Source organism: Rhodanobacter sp. LX-99 (assembly GCF_018599185.1).
Lineage (GTDB): Bacteria > Pseudomonadota > Gammaproteobacteria > Xanthomonadales > Rhodanobacteraceae > Rhodanobacter.
Window position 1 is genome coordinate 306,383 of the sequence record NZ_JAHFVL010000003.1, and the last position, 21,046, is coordinate 327,428.

The 21,046-nt window shown below is 68.6% G+C and carries 15 protein-coding genes; 9 read left to right on the forward strand and 6 right to left on the reverse strand.

The genetic code is table 11. The features are described from left to right. Positions 1–215: 215 nt before the first annotated feature. Both KK131_RS15615 and KK131_RS15620 read right to left on the reverse strand, forming a co-directional pair. On the reverse strand, positions 216–392 hold the full coding sequence (locus KK131_RS15615; protein ID WP_214557640.1) for a hypothetical protein: 177 nt from the start codon (positions 390–392) through the stop codon (positions 216–218). After that, positions 385–2,688, reverse strand: a complete 2,304-nt coding sequence (locus KK131_RS15620) for a winged helix-turn-helix domain-containing protein (protein WP_214557641.1) — start codon at positions 2,686–2,688, stop codon at positions 385–387. Before KK131_RS15620 ends, KK131_RS15615 begins: the two co-directional genes overlap by 8 nt. A 137-nt stretch (positions 2,689–2,825) precedes the next feature. Here KK131_RS15620 and KK131_RS15625 point away from each other — a divergent pair, with 137 nt between their 5' ends. From KK131_RS15625 to KK131_RS15645, 5 genes are all read left to right on the forward strand, one after another. Then, the gene (locus tag KK131_RS15625) at positions 2,826–3,479 is read left to right on the forward strand and encodes a hypothetical protein (protein ID WP_214557642.1); all 654 of its coding nucleotides are present in this window, start codon (positions 2,826–2,828) and stop codon (positions 3,477–3,479) included. A 312-nt stretch (positions 3,480–3,791) separates the two neighbouring features. Then, positions 3,792–4,358, forward strand: coding sequence for an ECF-type sigma factor (locus tag KK131_RS15630; RefSeq protein ID WP_214557643.1), 567 nt, complete (start codon positions 3,792–3,794; stop codon positions 4,356–4,358). Then, a complete protein-coding gene (locus tag KK131_RS15635; RefSeq protein WP_214557644.1) occupies positions 4,348–6,969 on the forward strand; it encodes a serine/threonine-protein kinase in 2,622 nt (873 codons plus the stop codon). The genes KK131_RS15630 and KK131_RS15635 overlap by 11 nt, the downstream gene beginning before the upstream one ends. A 138-nt stretch (positions 6,970–7,107) precedes the next feature. Then, on the forward strand, positions 7,108–8,268 hold the full coding sequence (locus KK131_RS15640; RefSeq protein ID WP_214557645.1) for a hypothetical protein: 1,161 nt from the start codon (positions 7,108–7,110) through the stop codon (positions 8,266–8,268). Between the two features lie 66 nt (positions 8,269–8,334). Then, positions 8,335–11,607 carry a PKD domain-containing protein gene (locus KK131_RS15645; protein WP_214557646.1) on the forward strand — a complete coding sequence of 1,091 codons (3,273 nt, stop codon included), beginning with the start codon at positions 8,335–8,337 and terminating at the stop codon, positions 11,605–11,607. A gap of 20 nt (positions 11,608–11,627) precedes the next feature. Here the strand turns inward: KK131_RS15645 and KK131_RS15650 are convergent, their stop codons facing one another. Then, on the reverse strand, positions 11,628–13,520 hold the full coding sequence (locus KK131_RS15650) for an alpha/beta fold hydrolase (RefSeq protein ID WP_214557647.1): 1,893 nt from the start codon (positions 13,518–13,520) through the stop codon (positions 11,628–11,630). 150 nt (positions 13,521–13,670) lie between these two features. On the opposite strand from KK131_RS15650, the gene KK131_RS15655 reads away from it, so the two are divergent. After that, complete coding sequence (locus KK131_RS15655) at positions 13,671–14,672, forward strand: DUF4105 domain-containing protein (protein ID WP_250887328.1); 1,002 nt, start codon at positions 13,671–13,673, stop codon at positions 14,670–14,672. 74 nt (positions 14,673–14,746) lie between these two features. Here the strand turns inward: KK131_RS15655 and KK131_RS15660 are convergent, their stop codons facing one another. Next, entirely contained in the window at positions 14,747–16,186 is a 1,440-nt protein-coding gene (locus KK131_RS15660) for an RNB domain-containing ribonuclease (protein ID WP_214557648.1), read from the reverse strand. 161 nt (positions 16,187–16,347) lie between these two features. Here KK131_RS15660 and KK131_RS15665 point away from each other — a divergent pair, with 161 nt between their 5' ends. Continuing rightward, a complete protein-coding gene (locus KK131_RS15665; RefSeq protein WP_214557649.1) occupies positions 16,348–16,824 on the forward strand; it encodes a GNAT family N-acetyltransferase in 477 nt (158 codons plus the stop codon). A 74-nt stretch (positions 16,825–16,898) separates the two neighbouring features. Here the strand turns inward: KK131_RS15665 and KK131_RS15670 are convergent, their stop codons facing one another. Then, on the reverse strand, positions 16,899–17,681 hold the full coding sequence (locus tag KK131_RS15670; RefSeq protein WP_345777268.1) for a SapC family protein: 783 nt from the start codon (positions 17,679–17,681) through the stop codon (positions 16,899–16,901). 242 nt (positions 17,682–17,923) lie between these two features. Here KK131_RS15670 and KK131_RS15675 point away from each other — a divergent pair, with 242 nt between their 5' ends. Continuing rightward, positions 17,924–18,541 carry an HNH endonuclease gene (locus KK131_RS15675; RefSeq protein ID WP_214557651.1) on the forward strand — a complete coding sequence of 206 codons (618 nt, stop codon included), beginning with the start codon at positions 17,924–17,926 and terminating at the stop codon, positions 18,539–18,541. A gap of 2 nt (positions 18,542–18,543) precedes the next feature. On the opposite strand, the gene KK131_RS15680 is transcribed toward KK131_RS15675, so the two are convergent. After that, positions 18,544–18,978, reverse strand: coding sequence for a low affinity iron permease family protein (locus KK131_RS15680; RefSeq protein ID WP_214557652.1), 435 nt, complete (start codon positions 18,976–18,978; stop codon positions 18,544–18,546). Positions 18,979–19,124: 146 nt separating this feature from the next. Here KK131_RS15680 and dxs point away from each other — a divergent pair, with 146 nt between their 5' ends. Beyond that, the gene (dxs, locus tag KK131_RS15685; protein WP_214557653.1) at positions 19,125–21,017 is read left to right on the forward strand and encodes a 1-deoxy-D-xylulose-5-phosphate synthase; all 1,893 of its coding nucleotides are present in this window, start codon (positions 19,125–19,127) and stop codon (positions 21,015–21,017) included. The last annotated feature ends 29 nt before the right edge of the window (positions 21,018–21,046 follow it).

The following is a 21,046-nucleotide window of genomic DNA, read 5'->3' on the forward strand; positions in this document are numbered from 1 at the left end:
CTACTGGAGCTCCTGAGCAGGGCGTGGCCTTCCAGCGCCGACGGCATCACGTCACTGCCAAGCGCGGTGTCGCGGTACGTCTGCGCTGAAGCGACCGCGCGCAGTGCGGCTGCACCGCGACATCGCCTCGGCGCAACCACCTCATCTGCGCGCATTCTTGGGTACGGTTGCGCTGACGCAGCGTCCCCGTCCGCCTGCGTCAACGCAATGCCTGGTTATGAGCTCTGCTCAGGACCGCGCGGCTTTGGTTTCGGCACCACCACGATCTCCAGGGAGAACCGCGATGGCGGTTTCGGTACCACGATGGTGCAGACGCTGACGCTCTGGACGTCGTCGCGGCCGCCGAGGTCGATGTCGTAGGTGCCGGGTTTGATGGTGGGGTTTTCACTCATGTCGTTCTCCGGGTGGGTGCCCCTTGCTCGCGCGCGAGGCGGGTGGTTCCGCGCCGGGACTCCTGCCTGCCGTCCCCGGCGGAGACAGCAGGCCCAGACGACGGAAGGTGAGGTTGCTCGCGATCACCGTTTCGGCGATGCCCGCCGCACGGGCCGCCGCCAGCCGCTGGCGGGCCGGCTCGATGTCGCCCAGCAGCGCCAGCGTTTCCGCATTCTGCAACGCCACTTCGCCGGGCTGGCCGGGCAGCGATTCGGCGCGCTTGATCAGCATGCGGGCGCTGGCCGCGTCGCCCAGCACGACCTGGTAAAGGCCCAGCAAGGCGACCGCGCTGGCATCGTTCGGCTGGACCTTCAGGTAAGCCTCGGCGCGGGCCGCGGCTTGCTCATACGCCTTGTGCACATCCGCGGCACTGGCTCGCGGATCCGCCCGCAACGCGTCACCCAGATTGCCCCAGGTCCTGAAGTCCTGCGGGTCCAGCACGGTCGCCTGGCGCCGCAGATCGACCGCCGCGGCGTAATCGCCCGCCTGGTACTTGAGCAATCCCAGATTGGTCAAGGTGGCCGCCGCCGGCTCGAGCGCGATCGAGTGCTCCAATGCCTGCTCGGCGTCGGCATTGTTGCCCGCTGCCATGTACAGCGCGCCAAGCGTGCCCCACAGAATGGCGTCGCCCGGCCGCCGCCCCACCGCTTCGCGGAAGGAGATCACCGCCCCCGGCACGTTGCCATCGAGATACTGCTGATAGCCGATCTGGGCCAGCACGGCAGGATCGCCGGGACTCAGTTGCAGTGCCTGCTGGAACTCCTGCGCGGACAGATCGTGCTGGCCTCCGGCCGCGTAGACCTGGGCGGCACCGATATGCGCACGAACCTGCAAGGCCGGTGCCCGCGAACTGTTGCGGTAGTACTGCAAGGCACGCTCGGCATCGCCGGCTACGCGATACAGGTCGCCCATTGCCAGATCCACCTCGGGCAGCGTCGGATCCATCTGCGCAGCACGCTGGCAGGCGAGCTTGGCATTGTCGAAGGCCTCGGCGCTGTGCTTGCTTTCAAGGCGCCAGATTTCGGCCCGGCAGATCCCCGCTTGCGCCTTGGCGAACCCGCTGTCCTCCTTCAGCGCCTGGCCGAAGCGCTCGATCGCCTTGTCGGCGGTGTCGGACGAGGGTGCGCGATGCAGCAGATTCAGGCCCTGCAGGTAGATGTCGAAGGCGGCCTCGTTATGCGTGGGCGTCAAGCGCTTCGCCAGGGCATCGCTCTCGCCGGGAATCGCCCCCAGCAGCGCATGCACTACCTCGCCGGCGATCTCGCTCTGGGTATCGAACACACCGGAGAGCTCGCGGTCGTAGGTATGGCTCCACAGCGTGAACCCGGTGACGGTGTCGGACAGGCGGGCGGTGATGCGGATGCGCTGGCCTTCGCGGCGCACGCTGGCATCCAGGATCGCGGCCACCCCGAGCCTGGTCCCCAGAGCCCTGGCGTCGGCAGCACCGTTCCTAGCGTCCGGCGAAAGCGGTGCGGCGACCTTCAGGCCCTTCACGCCGGCCAGGGCATCGCGCATCTCCTCGGCCAATCCCTCGGCGAAATACTCGTCGCCAGGCTGGCTGCTGAGGCTGGTGAAAGGCATCACGGCGATCGACGCGGCAAACCGCGATGCCGGTGCCGTGGCCCGCTGGATCACGGCCCAGGTGAGCAACGCGCAAGACAGCAGCACCACCAATGCCAGCCAGCGGCGCTGCTTCCAGCGCCGATCGATGATGCCCTGCCCGCGCGCCGGTGTCGGCTCGGGGACGCTCCACGCCGATGCCGGATCGGCCTGCTCCTGCCGGGACAATCCCACTTGCTCATGTTGGCTCGTCGGCAACGCCGGCGGCGCGACCTGCAACCCGGTTGCCGGAACCTCATCGACGCCGGTCCGGTCCGGCGTCGGCGCTGGCGGAGTCCCGGTATCCGCATCGTCCCGCAACTGCCCGATGAAACTGTAGCCCAGGGCATGCCGTGTCTGGATGTAGCGTGGCTGCTGCGGATCGTCGCCCAGCGCGTGGCGCAACTGCGCGATCACCCGGGTCAGCACGCCCGGGGTGACATGGCGATGGCCCCAGACCACGTCGAGCAGGTCGTCGCGGCCGACCAGTTCGCCGGGGTGCTGCAGCAGCGCGAGCAGTACGGCGAAGGCCTTGGGCTCCACCGGCTGGGGCACGCCCGCCCGCAGCAGGCTGTGCGCGGCCGGGTCGACCACGATGTCGTCAAAGCGATAAGGCGTAGCTCCCCCGCTGCGCGCGCCCGATTCCATCCGGTTCATCGGGAAGCCCTCAGGCGATCACATAAACCTCAGCGTTCGCTCATACAAGCCCTGCATCTCCATCATGACTCAAACCGCCGTGCGGTGGAATCTGAGCCTGCGCCGCATTCCGCAGCGCCACTACCCGAGGGTCTGCCATGAACGCCCAGATTGCCACCCTGCAACCCCTGTCAGCCGCCCTGCAGTCGCCCGCATGGAGGAGCCTGAACCGCCCCGCCCGGCGCCACTTCGTCGGCGGCTTCCTTCTCCAGGCCGAAGCGCTGGCCCATTTCAACCAGTTGCTGGCACGGCTGCATCACTTCCCGCTCGATTGCGACCAACTGGCCACGGCGTCGCGCGAGCTGGCGGGTCGATCGGCCGACAACCGGCGTCCGGCGAGCATCGATCAACGCCTGCAACTGGCCAGCGCGGTCGACCGGATGATCGCCGACGCGACCTGGCAGCCGGCCGGCGAAGCCATCGAGCCAGCCCGTGTGGTGATGGACTACGTGCACGGCGATCACAACCTGATTCCGGACAGTGCGCCGCTGGTCGGGCGATTCGACGACGCCATCCTGATCGATGCCGCCTGGCCGCAGCTGGCCGGCGAGATCGACTGCTACCTCGACTACTGCCGCGTGCGCGCGATCGAAGCCGAGCTGCGCGGCTGCGCGGCCGGCGGGTTTGCGTTCACGCGCGAGGACTGGCAGCAGGCCCGCCGCGCCGAAGCCGGCCTGATCGCCCATTGCCGGCGGGTGGGCGAAGAAAGCTACCTGCCTTCGTCAGCGCAGGCATGCTTCCGTGTGCACTGATGCCACCAGCGCCATGCAAGAACCAGTGGCAGGTTCATCGATCCGGATCGATGAACCTGCCATCGCCCGACTCCGTACTTCTGCCCGGTCACGAGACCCCGGTCACGCGGCCCGGATGACAAAATCCGGACCGAACCCGCCATGCTGGCGGATATGGTAGAAGTCGCCTCTGGCACGGATGGCACCGACACCATGCTTCGCCGGCTGCATGCGCGATCCCAGGCCTGCAGCCTGAAATCGAGAACTCGGCAACGGCATGCCGGCCAGCGACTACTTGTGTCGCCGGCGGGATCTGCCAAGGGGAAGGCGCGCGTGTCCGACACCGACATCACCAGCTTGCTTGCACTTGCCCGCGACGGCGAGCCCGCGCAACTGGGCGCCGTGTTCGAAGCGCTGTATCCGGAGTTGCTGCGCCTTGCCAACGCGCGCCTGCACGGCAACGGGGCCACGCTGACCCCGACTGTGCTGGTGCACGAACTGTTCCTGCGGATCACCCAGGGCAAGCCGCTGTCGCTGACCGACCGCAACCACTTCTTCGCGATCTCGGCACAGGCGATGCGCTGGATCCTGGTCGAGCACGCACGCCAGCGCGTCACCGAGAAACGCGGCGGCGGGCAGGTCATGATCAGCCTCGACGACCAGGTCCCGCAGGTGCCGGCGGCGACGACCAATGTGCTGGCGCTGGAAGAGTGCCTGCAGGAGCTGGAAGCAATCAGCCCGCAGCGACGCCGGATCGTCGAGCTGCGCTATTTCGCGGGGCTGGAGTTCAGCGAGATCGCGCGCCTGCTGGCGTGCTCCGAACGCACCGTATACCGCGAGTGGGAGCGTGCCCGCGCATTCCTGCAGGCGATGCTCGACGAGGCCGGTGATGGACGCTGAGACGCTGGCTCACTGGCGGGCAGCCGACACGGCCTTCGATCAGTGGCTGGACCTGCCCTACCACGAACGCGAGGCCTGGCTGGCCGCACAGACGCTGCCGGCGCCGGTGCGGCGGCGGCTCGAGCAACTGCTGGCCGCGCACCGGCAGCCGCGGGCATCGCTGGACCCGTGCGGCGGCGACCTGGCCGGGTGCCGCCTCGGCGGCTGGACCCTGGAAACCGAGCTCGGCCGCGGCGGCATGGCCGTGGTCTATCGCGGCTGGCGCGAGCAGGGCGTGGCGCGGCAGCAGGCGGCGATCAAGATCCTCACCCTCGGCGCGCTCGGCATCACTGGCCGCGACCGCTTCCAGCGCGAGACGGCGATCCTCGCCCGCCTCAACCACCCAAACATCACCTCGCTGATCGACTCCGGCGTCGCCGACGACGGTACCTGCTGGCTGGCGATGCCGCTGGTCGAGGGCGAACGCATCGACCATTGGTGTGAATCGCACGCGCTCGATACGCGCGCGATCGTCCATCTTTGCCTACAGGTCTGCGACGCCGTGGCCTACGCGCACCGCAACCTGGTGATCCATCGCGACCTCAAGCCCTCGAACGTGCTGGTCGAAGTCAGCGGCCACGTGCGCCTGCTCGATTTCGGCGTCGGCCAGTTCACCGACTCCACCGAGGAATGCACGCAGACGATGTTGCGCGCGATGACGCCCGGATACGCGGCGCCCGAACAGCTGCACGGTGCCTTGCCGAGCACCGCCATCGACATCTACGGCCTCGGCGCCCTGCTCCACCGCCTGCTCACCGGATGCACGCCGCAGACGACGGCCGAAAGCAGCCGATCCACCCGGCCTTCGCTGCTGGTCCGCGCCGACAGCGACGCCTGCCACCGCCATTACCTGCCGTTGAAAAACGACCTCGACTGGGTGCTGCTCAAGGCCTTGTCCGAAGCACCGGAGCAACGCTATCACTCGGCCGAGGCGTTGGCCGACGACCTGCGCCGCTGGCTCGGCGGCCTGCCCGTGCTGGCGCAGAAACCGCGGCCGGGCTACCGGTTGCGCAAGTTCGTCGGTCGCCACAAGGTCGGCGTCGCCGCGGCGTGCCTACTGCTGTTCACCCTCGCCGGCGGCGTGGCGACCACGCTGTGGCAGGCGGGCATCGCCAAGGAAGAGGCGGCGAACGCGCGCGTGCAGGCGCAGCGGGCGACCCTGGTGCGCGACTTCCTGCAACACGTCTTCGAATCCACCAACCCGGATGCGGGCGGCATTCCCAGCGCGCTCGACCTGCTCGACGAAGGCGCCAGCCAGGCGCGCGAGAACATCGTCGCCAGCGATCCGCTGGCCGCCGCCGACATCCTCCACCTGACCGGGGTTTCGCGCCTGCGCCTGAACCAGCTCGATGACGCCGCGCGCGACCTCGAACAGGCGCTGGAACTGATGGCTGCCGCGGGCGGCGCCGGGCAAACCCAAGCACGCCAAGCCGGGGCCATCCACAAGGAACTGGCGCGACTGCACCGTGTGCGCGGCAACACAGCCGAAGCGATCCGCCACGCCCGCGCCGCCCTGGCCCTCGATCATCAACTGGGAACACCGGTCGCCGACCATCTGCGTGCCATGAACGCGCTGGGTATGGCGCTGGCGACCACCGCCCCGGCGGAGGCCGAAGCGCTGCACCGGCAGGCGCTGGCACGTATCGCCGGGAGCCCGCTGGAAAATTCGCGGCTGCACCTGGACACGCTCAACGGTCTTGCCGTGTCCATCGCCTTCGCCCGGCCCACGGATTTCGCCGAGCGCATCCAGCTGGAGGAAACACGCCTGCGCCTGGTCCGCGCGCTGGACGGGGAACAGAGTGGCAGTTACGCGTACACCGCCGCCGATGCCTCCACCACGATGCGCAAGGCCGGCCGGCTCGAGCGCGCCGAGGCATTGGCACGGCAGGCGGTGGAGATCACCGATCGCATCTATACCCGGCCCCACCTGCATGCGTCGCTCGCCCACTGCAACCTCGCGGCGTACCTGATGCAACGCGGCCGGCATGCGGATGCCCTCGAACACTACGAGACAAGCAGCGCGATCGACGACCGCATCAAGCGCATGGATCTGCATGCGGAATCCTGCTACCGCGGCCATGCCTATGTACTGACGGCGTTGGATCAACCCGCCCGTGCGGCCGAAGCGCTGGGCCGGAGTTCGGCCATCATCGGCAAGCACGGCTTGACCCACCAGGGCGCCGGCCTCGCCGCCTGCGGCCTGGCCGCCTCGATCCAGTGGCGCCGCGGCAAGGCGGAGGCCGCCACGCAAACGCTCGAAGGCTGCGCGCCGCCGGCCGGGATCGAGCCACCGCTGGCCTACCGGCTGGCGCAGGCCGAGCGGCACGTCCTGGGCAGCAACCACGCGGAGGCGTCACAGCTTCTCGCCGGGCTGCGCAGCGAGCTTCCGCCGGTAAGCCTCGCGCGCGACTGGCAGCGCCCCTGGATGCTGTCGCTGCTGCTGGCCCGGGACACCGGCGATGCGGCCGCCACGACAGAACTACTCGCTGGCCTGGGCGATTTCGCCGGCGTCACCCCGCTGGCGCACTGCGTCGCCGCGACCAGCCGGGCCCGCTGCACGGCGCTGCCGTAGGGCGGCGAGCTACCGGCCGCCGGGCCGCCCGCGATGGCGGCTGTCAGTTTTCGCGCGCAAATCTCGTTTATGGGAGACCCGGACTCGCCGGGCTCGGCCGGGCCGCCGTTTCGGCCCGCCCCAACGAGGGCGCCGCGCATGCACACTTCTTCCATTTTCCTCGCCGCCTCGGCTCTAGCCGTCGGCATCGCTGCCGCGCTGCCGACGGACGCCAGCGCGCAGACCAAGCCCAGGCCCGCGGAGCTGTACATCGACGTGGCGACCCACGCCATGCCCGGCATGCCCGGCATGGGCGGCATCGGCCGGATGGCGAATGCGATGAGCGGCCAGGCCGCCAGCTACGGCATGGCGCGCAGCCCCGGCATGGCCGGCAAGTATCTGGACATCGCCCTGCACAACCGCGAGCGACCCGGCACGCCGGCCAGCCAGTTCGTGCCGAAGGGCCTGCGAGTCGGCGAGCGGATCGACTTGCTGCCCGCGCCGCGTCGCACCGCGACCAACGATTCCGACAGCGCGTCGGCCACTCAGACAGCGGCCGGCGACGGCACCTTCCGGGTGCGCTACTACTGGGGTTGCGGCGAGCAGGTGCGGGCGGGCCAGCCGGCCGAGTACACGATGACAATCCGCAACGGCAAGCCGGCGCAGAGCGGCCGCGCACCCACCCCGCGCCAGGTACCGTCGTCGGGTATCGATCCCGGTCCCGAACACGTGCTGTGGCCGAATCCGTCCAGCCGCAAGACGGTTTCCGCCAAGGGCTCGCTGGTCGGTAGCCACCGCGTGACCAGCGAAGGGCTGCCCGAAACGATGCAGTTCGAGTTGGCTCGCGAGCACGACTTCATGCCCGAGCTGAAACTGCGCAGCGAGAAAAATTCGCAGCAGGGCACGACGCTGCAGTGGGAGGCGGTGGACGGGGCGCGCGCCTATTTCATCCACGCCACCGCGATGGACGGCAACACCATCGTGATGTGGAGCAGCGCCGAGGACGGCTACGCCGGCCCGGAACTGATCGGCTACCTGCCCGAAAAGCAGATCGCCCGGTGGATCGGCTCGCGCACCCTGCTGAACGCTGGCGCGCGCAGTTGCGCCATTCCGCGCGAGGTGTTCGCCGGCAACGGCAACGCCGCGCCGATGCTGCAGATGATCGCCTACGGCAGCGAACGCACCATCCGCCAGCCGGGCTGGAACGTGCACCTGCGCAACAAGTCGACCGCGATGCTGATGTCCTTCGGCGCCGGCGCATCCTCCGCGCCGGTCAAGAGCACGGCCAAGGGCCTGCTGCGCGGGCTGATCGGACGCTGACCGCGTGGCCGGGCGGCGGGCCCGGACACGTCGCACCACTCCCTACTCCTGCGGTGAACGACGGACATGACGACGAACTGGAACCACCTGCTCAAACGCATCGCCATCGCCGTTGGCAAGGGCTTGTGGCGAATGGCCGTACTCCTTTTCGCGCTACTGACCGCAATCGGCACTTTCACCGTCCGCAGGCTGCTGCCGGCCTTGTGGCAGGGGTGGCGGAACACCGTCTGGCCGTTGCTGCGCCGAGGCTACCTGAAGCTGCCGCGGCGTCGCCTCGTCGTCGGCATGGCGGGCCTGCTGCTGGTCGCGACTTGCGTGCTGCTGCTTCGCAGTCCCGGCAATGGCAAGGCGAACCTTTCGGCGCGGACGTCGACGGCCGCCGTCGACACTATGCCGGGCAAGCCGGCGGTGCTCACCTTCGCGCCCGCATCGGCGGCGCCCGGTGCGCCGGTGCTGCTGAGCGGCGTTCCGGTGGTCGCTGACGAGCGCCTCGATGTGCGTGTCGGCGGCCAGCCCGCGGCAGCCCAACGACTGGCCGACGGCAGTATTCGGATTCTCGTGCCGCTGTACCTGGGGCCGGACAACTGGCCGGTGCCCCCGGCGCAACCGCAGCCGGTGGAAGTGCATCGGGGCGGCGTGCTGGCAGCCGCCAGCAAGAGCGGACTGCGGGTCACCGAACTGCAGCGCGCACCGGGCACCACCGCCGGCGTGCAGCGCTCGCTGGCCACAATCACCGGGGCCTACGAGAGCATCCTCACCTCCCTGCCGGTGCAGCGCGAGGAAGATCGCGCCTACCGCCAGGCGACGCTGGCGACGCTGCGAGCCCTGGTCAGCGAAGGCGACCACTCGCTGGCCGCGGTACTCGCCGGCACCTCGCCCTTGCTGGCCGGCGCGGAGGTCGACCTGGAGCTGACCGACGCGCTGCTGGCTTCCAGCGGTGGCGCGGCCTACCTCGACGCCTACGCGACCGCCCTGGCCGGCAAGCCATCGGCGGACGGCGATGCGTCGGCCAGCCCGGCCACGGCGCAGGGCCCGCATCGGCGCGCCGGTCTGAACGTCCTCGCCGTCGCGGCGAAGGCGGCAGGCAACTCGATGGCCGCCACGCTGCAAGCATCCGACCTCGGCTTCCAGCCGCGTTCGTTCAGCGCATCCACCAGCGCTGCAGCCTACACCGGCGACCTGCTGAAATCGGCGGGCCTCCTGACCGCCGCATGGGCGGCCGACTCGGCGCTTGCTGGCGGCAGCGCCTTCGCCACGATGGGGTTGGGAACAGACGGCGATGGCGGTGGCAGCCATTACGTCGTCTCTGGCGGCGGTGTGGCACGCTGCCGGGGCGGCGACGACAAGGCCTTCGAGATCGCCTGCCTGATGCAGGTCCAGGGCGTGCTTTCCGCGTTCACGCTGGAGGTCGTCAAGCCCACGGCCGAGCTCTACGCCAATACCCTTGGGCTGGCGTTCGGCGCGGCGGGCGTCGCCGGCAAGGCGATCCCCGGGCACACCATGGTCAGCGCCCTGCTGACCATCACGAGTTTCGTGATGGAGAAGGTCTCGCTGTCGCTGCTGCCCGCCGAGCTGTCCCGTTTCGAGATCGTCGAACACAAGGGCCTCATGCGCGTGGGCGAGATCGCCAAGGTGACCATCGAGGTAGAGGCGCGGAACCACCCGCAGACCGTTACCGTCATGGATCTGGTGGATCTGACCAAGATGGTCGTCGGGCCGAATATCAAGTTCAACCAGGCGTACAAGGACGCCCTGGTGAGCGTGTTCGATTACACCATCGACATTTACCAGGCCGCACTGCGCGGTTCCGAATACATGCAGCGCGGCTCGACCGCGGGGGTGAACCCCGGCGCGTTCACCATGCCGGCGATGAAGTGGGGCCCGGCCAAGATCACCAGCGACGACTTGGTGACCTTGTTCAGCCAAGACAAGCAAGTGGTCGAGCCGCAGGAAAAGGCACTGGTGTGGGAAGCCAAGGGGTATGGCAAGACAGGCGTGCGCGCGGAGACGCGCGGAGCCGGCGATCGTAGCAAGGTACTCGTCGATCACAGCATGTGCCCCGGTTGCGTCTGGAACGGCGGGGCCTTCGGCGAAGACATACTGGTGGAATCCAAGAAAATCGACGTGGGCGTCAAGCTCGAACCGCTCCCGCGCCACGGCACCGCGCCGATGGAGGTCGAGCTGACCTGGGAAATCGCCGAGGAACTGGAGGACAAAGGTCCGCTGGCCTGCACGGTGGACTTCGGCGACGGCTCACCGGTGGAGCACATCGGCGACTGCCGGAAAACCGACTCCGTCTCGCACGAATACCCATACACCTCGCGCCTGAATGCCGACACCGACGGTGCCTACGTGGCGACAATCAGCCTGGGTGGTTCCCGGCCCGACGGCTCCACCGAAATCTATCCCGACTGGGAGTTCAAGGTTTCGCCGTCCGGCGGCGAAGCTCCCCTCGATACAAAGTTCACCTGGAACATTCCGCTGCCGCCGGACCGGACAGCGCCAAGTTGCGTGCTCGATCACGGTGACGGCTCCAGCCAGCAGACCTTCGACGACTGCACCCGCGCCACCAAGGCCGGGCATCGCTACGAGAAACGGGGCAGCTACGTGGCGACCCTCACCATGGCCAGCGACGGCGCGAAAGACACCAAGACGGCGCCCGTATCCGTCGCCGAAACCGGCACCTGCACGAACCTGCTGGAGGGCAAGACCTGGACGGGCAGCGTGTCCTACAACCAGTCGCGCGACGTCTACGACGATCGCGGCAGACATGCCGTCTACAACTTCGCAGTCAGCCTGAGCGCGGACATGCCGGAAGACACCCGCCGGCAATGGCGCGGTGGCGACTACCTGGTGCGCTACTTCAGCCCCAACCCCAGCGGAACCGCCAACATCACCTACACCGAGGAGGATTACGACGAACGGGGCGCGCTCACCATGTATGACCGATTCACCGGCAACGGCAAGTTGCGGCCGTTCGAGAAGGGCATGTCGGAGGACGGCACGATGCTCATCCTCACCCTGAGGCGCGATTGCACCTATTCGTTCTACCTGCAGGGGCAGGTGTATGGCTCGGGCGAACGATGGGCCGTGATAGGGGACAAGGAGTCGTACGAGGGCCGTCTGTGGCTCCACTCCGTGACGGGCGAGGGACAGGTCACCTCGTCAAGCCAGATCCAGGGAAGTGCCCAGTTCCCGTCGCTCATCCGCTCCCAGATCGAGGACAACTCCTTCGAGAAGACAAGCTGGATAAGCGAGATGAACATCGTCGGCGATGCGCTGGGCGAGGCTGAAATGGGCACGGTCACGGTCCACTGGGACTTCAGGCCGAAAGACTGAAGCCCGCGCGGCCGCCCAGCCTACCGGGCGGCGGATATCTGCAGCCGCAGAATCCGCCGCAACTCCAGGATCGCCGCCGGGGTTTCCTGCACGCTGTGCCATGACGGGATGGCGAGCTCGGAGTCGGCGCCGGCCAGGTGCGCGCTGCGGTACGGCACCACGCCATCGCTGCTGTCCTGCAGCGGGCCCTTCTCTTTGTAGACGCCGACGATGGTGTGGTAACGCACGCGCGGCGAGATCGGCAGGTTCGCCGCGGCGACGATGAACGGGTCGGCGTCGCTGAGGTTGTCGATGCTGTTGGGGATGCGCAGCAACGGGGCGTTGCCGCCTTCGTCGCCGTCGCTCTTGATCAGCTCGGTGATGCTGGCCATTTCCTTCAGCACGCTGACCGGCAGGCGGATCAGGTTGCCGATCCAGCGGGCGAGGCGATGTTGCGCGTAGGGCGTGCCGCGATGCGGCGAGGCCAGGAAGACGGCGCGGTTCACCTGCGGCATCGGGGTGAACTGCAGATAGCGGCTAAGGCGTTCGCGAAAACGGGCGCGCTTCGCCGCCGACAGGTTCGCGCGCAGCGGGATCAGGCTCCACAGCTTGTCGCCGCTGGACGACACCAGCAGGCGCGCGATCACGCCGCCCATGCTGTGTCCGATCAGCACCATGTTTTGCGAGGCACGCGCCTGGCCGGACGGGTCGTAATGTTTCAACGTGGCGTCCAGCGCCTTGCGGATGTTGGCCAGGTTGACCGCAACCGGCAGGTTGGTGGGGTAGTAGACCTCCCACACCTGATAGTTGCGGCGCAGTTCCTCGTCGCCCATCACCTCGTTCGCCACGTTGATCCACGCTTCCGGGCTGCTGGCCAGGCCGTGCAGCATCACCACGGTAAGCCGATCGGGGTCGTACGGCTGCATCAGCAGCACGCGCGGCGTGCGGATGCCGCCTTCGCGTCCCAGCAGCGAACGGATCGACTGGCTGGCGAAACCCGAGCGGGCCAGCCACACGCCGTAGGCCGCGGTGAAGTTCGCGCCCAGCGGCACCACCCGCCCACCCACCGCGATGGTGTCGTCGCGGTAGGGAGCCCGCACCAACAGACGCACCTGCCGCGTCGCCAGCACGTCATCCAGCGTGCCGCCATCGAACACCAGCGCACCGGTCATCGAGACATAGTCGGGTTCGCGCCACGGCACCTCGGCATCGGCTTTCTGCTCCGGTGCAACGGCCACGAAGTCGGAACCGAAGCCGTCGCGCCGATAGACGTTGCGCAGGCCGTTGAAGCGCAGGTTGGCCGCCGGGATCAGCTCCGCCGGCACCCGAGCATCGCCGGCCAGATGCACGTCACTCTGCGGGCGCAGCACGGTCCAGCCGGCCAGCGTGGCATGGGTCCAGCGCGGGTCCAGCCGCGGCAGCTCCAGGAAAAGGCGGCTCATCACCCGCTGCACGGCGAGGTTGTAGAACCCCGTCACCTGCACCTGGCGCAGCTCGAACGCACGCTCGGCGGGCGAGCGCGCGGTGTAGAAGAGATACGCATAGGCGTAGCGCGCGGATTGCAGGAAAGCATCCAGCGTCGCGTCGTCCATCGCCACGCCGGGCTGCGATCGATCGGCCTTGAGCGCCCTGCCCAGCCACAGTTCGGCCAGCGCCGAGAGCCGCTGCTCGTCGGTCAGCCCCGCCGAACGGGCGACGGTACCCGTGCAGCCGGCGAACTCGCGCTGGCAACTGTCGACCGTCAGCGCCACCACGTTGAGCGACTGCACGGTGCGGTCGCTCAGGCGGTTGCTGCCGATCACATCGGCACGCCGCTGGTTGACGTAGTCGTTCGTCTTGACGTGACTCACCCCGACCATCGCGCAAGCATTGAGGCCGAGCAGCCCGATGACGCCCGCGCAGCGCACGATCCAGGCGCACGTTCCGGCTCTCATCGGCCGGCCCCCATCTGCAGTGTCCCCATCGGCGTCTTGTCCTGCGGCCGGACGATGCGGGGATTGTAGCCGCCGCGTCGATGCCTCCGGCATTGTCATGCCGCGGCCAAAGCCGCACGCTTGGGTCGTGGACGGATGCCCGGGAACGAGATGGCGACGAAGGGTGGAATGATCGGCAGGGCGGCGCTCATCGCGGTGGCGGCGATCGCCACCTTCGTCTCCGGCGCCTGGGGCGCCATGGCGCTGTGGTACCAGCTGCCCGGCGGCGCGACCGCGCGCACGCTCGGCAGCGTGTCGTGGGCGCTCGCCGTGATCGCGTTCGCCATCGTCGCGATCAGCCACCGCAGCTGGCTCCCGCTGGGCGCCTACGCGGCGATGTACGCGCTGCTGTTGCTGTGGTGGACGAGCATCGCGCCGTCCAACGCGCGGACCTGGGCCGACGACGTCGCCCGCCAGCTCGGCGGCACGGTAGGCGGCAGCGCCGTCACCCTCCACAACGTGCGCAACTTCGACTGGCGCAGCGACGACGACTACGACGCGCGCTGGGAAACCCGCCATTACGACCTGGACCGGCTGGCCTCGGCCGACGCGGTGCTGTCGTACTGGGGCAGCCGGGCGATCGCCCACGCGATGATCTCGTTCGGCTTCGACGACGGCCAGCGCGTGGTCTTCTCGGTGGAGATCCGCCGGCAGCGCGGCCAGCGGTATTCGCCGATCGGCGGCTTCTTCAAGCAGTTCGAGACGGCCCTGGTCGCCGCCGACGAACGCGACATCATCCGCGTGCGCACCAACGTGCGCGGCGAGGACGACTACCTCTACCCGCTGCGCATGGACCGACCCGCCATGCGCTCGCTGTTCCTCGCCTACGTGCAGGCCGCGAACCGGCTGGCCGGGCAGCCCGAGTTCTACAACACCCTCACCTCGAACTGCACCACCCTCGTCTACCGCATGGCCCGGCAGATCGACCCGGGCCTGCCGTGGGACACCCGCCTGCTGCTGACCGGCTACCTGCCGGGCTATCTCCACGACGTGGGCGCGGTGGACCGGAGCGCGCCGCTCGACGAACTGCGCCGCCGCGGCCGCATCACCGGGCGCGCGCGAAACGCGGCGAGAGACGATTTCTCCCGGGCGATCCGCACGAATGAACCTTGATCCCGCGCGTCAGGCGTTCGGGCCACGGCGGTCGCCTCCCGCCCCACCACGCGATTGAAAGGCAGCCGCCGCGGTCACCCCGCCAGTTCGAAACGCGTCACGCGCCTGACCGGATCGGCCTCGACCAAGCTCACCCTGACGTCGGCGCCGAGCGAAAGGCTCGCGCCGCCGGATACGCTGGCCTCGACCGCCGGGTCGCGCACGATGACCGTGCCCCTGCCCGGGTCGTCATGGGCGACCTCGACGATCGCGCCGTTGAAGACTTCCCCCACGCGCGGCGCCAGCACGGCGGCTTCGGCCAGGTTGAGCACGGCGCTTTCGTACTGGCCGGCGCGATGGCCGGAGGCCTGCATGGTGACCGGCAGGCCCGGCAGCGCGGCCAGCGCCCACGCCGGTATCGGCTGCTTCGCGCACAGCGCCACGCAGATCTCGCCGGTGTAGCGATCGACCAGCCGGCGCAGCGGCGCGGTGGCGTGGGTGTACTGCGCGGCCAGCGCCGAGTGCATCGGCTGCGCGGGCAGCGCGCCGTCGAACGCCGCGTAGCCGGCCCCGCGCAGCACACTGGTGCAGGCGGTCAGCATCGCCACATGCACGTCGTTCGACGGATCCAGCGAACGGATGAAGCCGGGATAATCCAGCCCGGGCGGCCAGGCGATGCCGAGCGCCCGCGCGGTCACGCGCAGGCGCTCGATCGCGCGCGGGCCGGCCGGCGGCAAGGTGCGCAGCAGGCCGACCTTCGCCTGCACCATCAGGTGCGCCGCGGCCATCCCGGTCAGCAGCGAGACCTGCTCGTTCCAGTCCTCGATCGGCATGCGCGCGCGAAACGCCAGCTTCCAGCGGCCGCCGACCACGCTGACTTCCTGCTCCGGCAGCGGCAGGCTGACGCCGCCGCGGGCGAACTCGCGCTGCCGGCGCAGCTCGCCGATCTCGCGCAAGACCGCCCACATCGGCTCGGCCGTGCCGGCGTCGATGCGTTGCTGCACGCCGGCGTAGTCGAGCCGGGCGCGGCTGCTGACCTTCGCGCGCCGCACGTCGACGGCGATGCCTTCGCCGGTCCGGTCCAGGTCGATCGTCCACAACAGCGCCGGCCGCAGCTGGCCGGGCAGCAGCGAGGCGGCATCTTCGGACAGCACCTTCGGATGCAGCGGGATCTTCGCATCCGCGCCGTACAGCGTCTCGCCGCGCCGGTTCGCCTCCAGGTCGACCGGATCGCCGGCGCTGACGAAGGCGGCGACGTCGGCAATCGCGTAGTGCACCCGATAGCCGCCATCGATGCGCTCGACATGCATCGCCTGGTCCAGGTCCATCGAGCCGGGCGGGTCGACGGTCACCAGGGCGATGTCGCTGCGGTCCAGCGCCGGCAGCCGCGGGTTCGCGGCCGCCTGCGCCGCGGCGGCCTCGACTTCCGGCGGAAACGCCGACGGCAGCTTCAGGTCGTCGTGGATGTCGCGCATGCCCTGCGCGAGCACGGGATCCCCGGCAGGCTGGATGTGGAGGCGGCGGGTGGTCGACATGGGCGATTTCCTTGCGTGGATGCCGTTCGGCAAGACGAGGCCGATGCATCGCCCCGGCCTTTGTCGCGCTCCGCAAAATATACACGTGCCGGCAGGGACTACCGCAGCCACCATGCAAGGTGTAGAAACGGCACCGTCACCCCGCCACCGACTCGATCCTCATGACCGACATGTCCCTGCTGATTCGCCTGGCCGAAGAAGACGACGACGATTTCATCCTCGATCAGGTGCCGCGATTCGTGGATTTCACGCTGCCGCCATGGCGGCGCCGCCACGAATGCATCGAGGGCATCCGCAACGACCTGCTGCGCCATCTGGAGGACCAGCCGGCGAACAGCTACCTGTTCGTGGCCGAGGACGAAGACGGCGAACGGGCCGGTTTCATCCACCTGCAGCGCACCGCGGATTTTTTCACCGGGCGCAGCAACTGCCACATCTCCGACATCGCGGTGGCGCCGCAGCACGAGGGGCGTGGCGTCGGCAAGGCGCTGCTGGCGCATGCCGAGACTTGGGCACGCGAACACCAATGCCAGCTGGTGACGCTGGCGGTATTCCCCGGCAACGAGCGCGCCCGCGCCCTGTACGAAGCTGCCGGCTACGCACCCGACCTGCTGCGGCTGGTCAAGCCGGTCCGCTGAACCCGTCCAGCGGAATGCATCAACGAAAGAAGCCGCCCGAGGGCGGCTTCCTTGCGATCAGCGGAATGGAACGATCAGTTCGTGACCGTGCCGGCAGCCGCCTCGGCCTGCTCGCGCACGTCCAGCCGACGGGCCAGGCGGTCGATATTGGTCAGCGACAGCAGGTGCGCATAGATCCAGCCGAGCACGCCTTCGCGCAGGAACTCCTGGCAAGTCTTCTCGTCCAGCGTGCGCAGCTTCTCCTCGTTGACCACGAACAGGCCGTTGAGGTTGATCGACTTGCCCTGCTCGCCGTCCTTGCCCTGTTTCTGCAACTGCACGTTGCGCGGCTCCAGCAGGCCGTGATTGTTCAGCTGCTCCATGAACCACTTGGTGCGCGTGACGTTCTGCTGGAAATCGCCGAGGAAGCCCACGGCATTGGCCAGCAGTTCGCTGTCGGTGCCGTCTTCCTTGAACAGGCGCTGGCCCTCGGTTGCGTTGAAGCCCTCGTAGCGCTCGTCTAGGAACACGGTGAAGTCGTCGCCTTCCTGCCCTGCCGGCTTCTCGGCCAGCACGAACGGGTAGCGGCGCACGAAGGCCGGGACATAGGTGTCCGGCGACCACTGGCCGTCGGCGTCGACGTACAGGTTTTCGTTCTGGCGCAGGCCGAGCAGGGCCACCGGGCCGGCGTCGGCGACGCTGGTACCGGCGAACACGATCAGCAGGTCGCGCGCCGCGATGCCGAACTCGACGCCGGTCAGCGGCACGGAATGCGCGTTCATGGCGAACTTGACGTTCGGCACGGCCTTCATGCGCAGGTCCTTGTGCTCGACACGGTTGAGCGGTACCGGATGCTCGTAGAAAAGAACTTCAGCCACGTTGTCCACCTCTGCCCACCGCCGTGCCGGGTCACCACCAAGCGCCCCTACCAAACCCGGCGCCGGGTCTGTGTTGACTGGCAATCATATCAGTGCTTATCCGCAACGGCGACTGCCCCGCCAGGGGCGCCGCAGCCTCATTTGCATGCGAATTGCAACGGAATTGTTCTATGCTGGCCCCAGACAAGCACCCTGCATTGCCTGAACGCTCTTTCGAAGCCCCTGGCTGAAGGACGATTTACATGCTGATGGAAGTGCCAAGTCGGGCCGACCTCCATGCGACCCGCGTATTGTCACTGGACGCCGCCGGCCGCATCCTCGACTGGATCAGCTGGCAGGAGGCGGTTTGCCTGTACGTCCGTGACGCGGTCGCCTGGACCCTGGGCGACCCCTGCCTCACCGTGCACGGCGGCCACAACCGTCTGCTCGGCGCGCAGAGCCTGCTGCAGCTGCATCCGATCATCGCCAGCACCGGCCACTGCCGCGAGCATGCGATCGACCCGGCACCGGCGCTGACCAACACCGCGCTGTTCGCCCGCGACCGCCACATCTGCCTGTATTGCGGCGAGCACTTCGTCCGCGCCGAGCTCACCCGCGACCACGTGCTGCCGATCTCCAAGCGCGGCAAGGACGAGTGGGAGAACGTGGTCAGCGCCTGCCTCGCGTGCAACCTGAAGAAGAGCAACCGCACCCCGCAGGAAGCCAACATGCCGCTGCTGGCGGTGCCGTACCGGCCGAGCTGGGTCGAGCACCTGATCCTGTCCAACCGCAACATCCTGGCCGACCAGATGGAATTCCTGGTCAGCCGGCTGCCGCGCGACCGGCGCTCCATGTCGATGACCACGCCCGTGGCGGCCTAAGTTCAGTCGGCCGAGTCGTCCTCGCCCTCGTCGTTGTGCATGTCCCTGATGTCCTGTTCGATCGTGGACAGGCTGCCGTAGGCCTGGTGCGCCAGCTTGCAGTAATGCCTGCGGATGCGGTCCAGGTCGTCCTCGTCCAGTTCCTCCAGGTTCAGCAGCGCGTTGTGCGCATGGCTGGTGCGGATCAGTTCGTCCAGCTTGATCTGCAGCGCCGCGGTATCGCGGTTCTGGCTGCTCTGGATCAGGAAGACCATCAGGAAGGTGATGATCGTGGTGGAGGTGTTGATCACCAGTTGCCAGGTGTCGCCATAGCCGAACAGCGGCCCCGTGGCCGCCCATGCCACCACCAGGGTGACGGCCAGGATGAACGCCATAGGCTTGCCGGCCTGACGCGAGGTGCCCTCGGCAAAGCGGCGGAACAGTTTGCGCACGGACATGAGGAATTCCCTGTATCTGGAGAGCCTTGTCCAGCGTCCCCGCACGAACGTGTGCGCCATGTGGAGAGCCTCCTGCAGCGGCCTCGCCATCGTCCGTTCACATGTCCGCCCTTGCCCCGCCCCGCCGCTGGACCAACAATACGCGGATGAACGACCTTTCCCACTACCCCCACCTGGCGTCGATCGAGACGCCGGCCGACCTGCGCCGCGTACCCGATGACGAACTGCCCGCCGTCGCCGACGAGCTGCGCCAGTACCTGATCGAGGCGGTGGCCAGTTCCGGCGGCCACTTCGGCGCGGGCCTGGGCGTGGTGGAACTCACCGTGGCCCTGCACCACGAATTCGACACGCCGCACGACCGCCTGGTGTGGGACGTCGGCCACCAGTGCTACCCGCACAAGATCCTCACCGGCCGCCGCGACCGCATCACCACGATCAAGAAGAAGGACGGCCTGGCGCCGTTCCCGCGGCGCGAGGAGAGCGAGTACGACACCTTCGGCGTCGGCCACTCGTCCACCTCGATCTCGGCCGCGCTGGGCATGGCGCTCGCCGCGCAACGCAAGGGCGACCATCGCAAGGTCGTGGCGGTGATCGGCGACGGCGCGATGACCGCCGGCCTGGCGTTCGAGGCGCTGAACCACGGCGGCGACGCCGAACCGGACATGCTAGTGGTGTTCAACGACAACGGCATGTCGATCAGCGAAAACGTGGGCGCGATGACCAAGATGATGGCCCGCGCGATGGCCAGCCGCCGGCTCAACCAGTTGCGCGAGCGGGCCAAGCGGGCGATGCCGAAGCAGTCTTTCGCCGGCCGCTGGTTCAAACGCTGGGAGGAGCACGCCAAGGGCATGTTCGTGCCCTCGACGCTGTTCGAGGAACTGGGCTTCCACTACACCGGCCCGATCGACGGCCACAACATCCCGAAGCTGCTGCAGGCGCTGCGCACGGTGAAGAACCTGCCCGGCCCGCAGCTGCTGCACGTGATCACTACCAAGGGCAAGGGCTACGCCCCGGCCGAGCAGGCGCAGATCGAATACCACGCGGTGGGCCCGTTCGACCCGCAAGCCGGCGTGATGAAGAAGGCCGCGCCGGCCAAGCCCACCTATACCGACATCTTCAGCGACTGGCTGTGCGACCAGGCCGCCGCCGACGGCCGCCTGTTCGGCATCACCCCGGCGATGCGCGAAGGTTCCGGCCTGGTGCGTTTCTCCAGGGAATACCCCGAGCGCTACTTCGACGTGGCGATCGCCGAGCAGCACGCGGTGACACTGGCCGCCGGTATGGCCTGCGAAGGCGCCAAGCCCGTGGTGGCGATCTATTCCACCTTCCTGCAGCGCGCCTACGACCAGGCGATCCACGACGTGGCGCTGCAGAACCTCGACGTCACCTTCGCGATCGACCGCGCCGGCGTGGTCGGCCCGGACGGCGCCACCCACTCGGGCAGCTTCGACCTCACTTTCCTGCGCTGCCTGCCGAACATGGTCATCATGGCGCCGGCCGACGAGAACGAGTGCCGCATGATGCTGAGCACCGGCTTCCACCACCATGGCCCCGCCGCCATCCGCTATCCGCGCGGCACCGGCCCCGGCGCCGCCATCCACGAGGAACTCGACACGCTGCCGATCGGCAAGGCCGAGCTGCGCCGGCGCGGCCACGGCTTGGCCCTGCTCAGCTTCGGCGCGATGCTGGCACCGGCCGCCACGATCGCCGCCGAGCTCGACGCCACCCTGGTCAACATGCGCTTCGTGAAGCCGCTGGACGAGGCGCTGATCGTGGAACTGGCGCAGACCCACGACGCCTTCGTCACCCTGGAAGACAACGCGGTCGCCGGCGGTGCCGGCTCCGCCGTGGCCGAATGCCTGGCCGCGCACGGCATTACCCTGCCGATCCTGCACCTGGGCCTGCCGGATGCCTACCTCGAGCACGGCAGCCGCGAGGAAGTGCTGACCATGGCCGGCCTCGACCTGCCCGGCATCCGCAACGCGATCCGCGCGCGCTTCCCGCAGCTTGCCGCCGCCAGTATCGCCAGCGCGGGCTGAAATCCGCCGCCCTGCAGGCGGGCGGATCG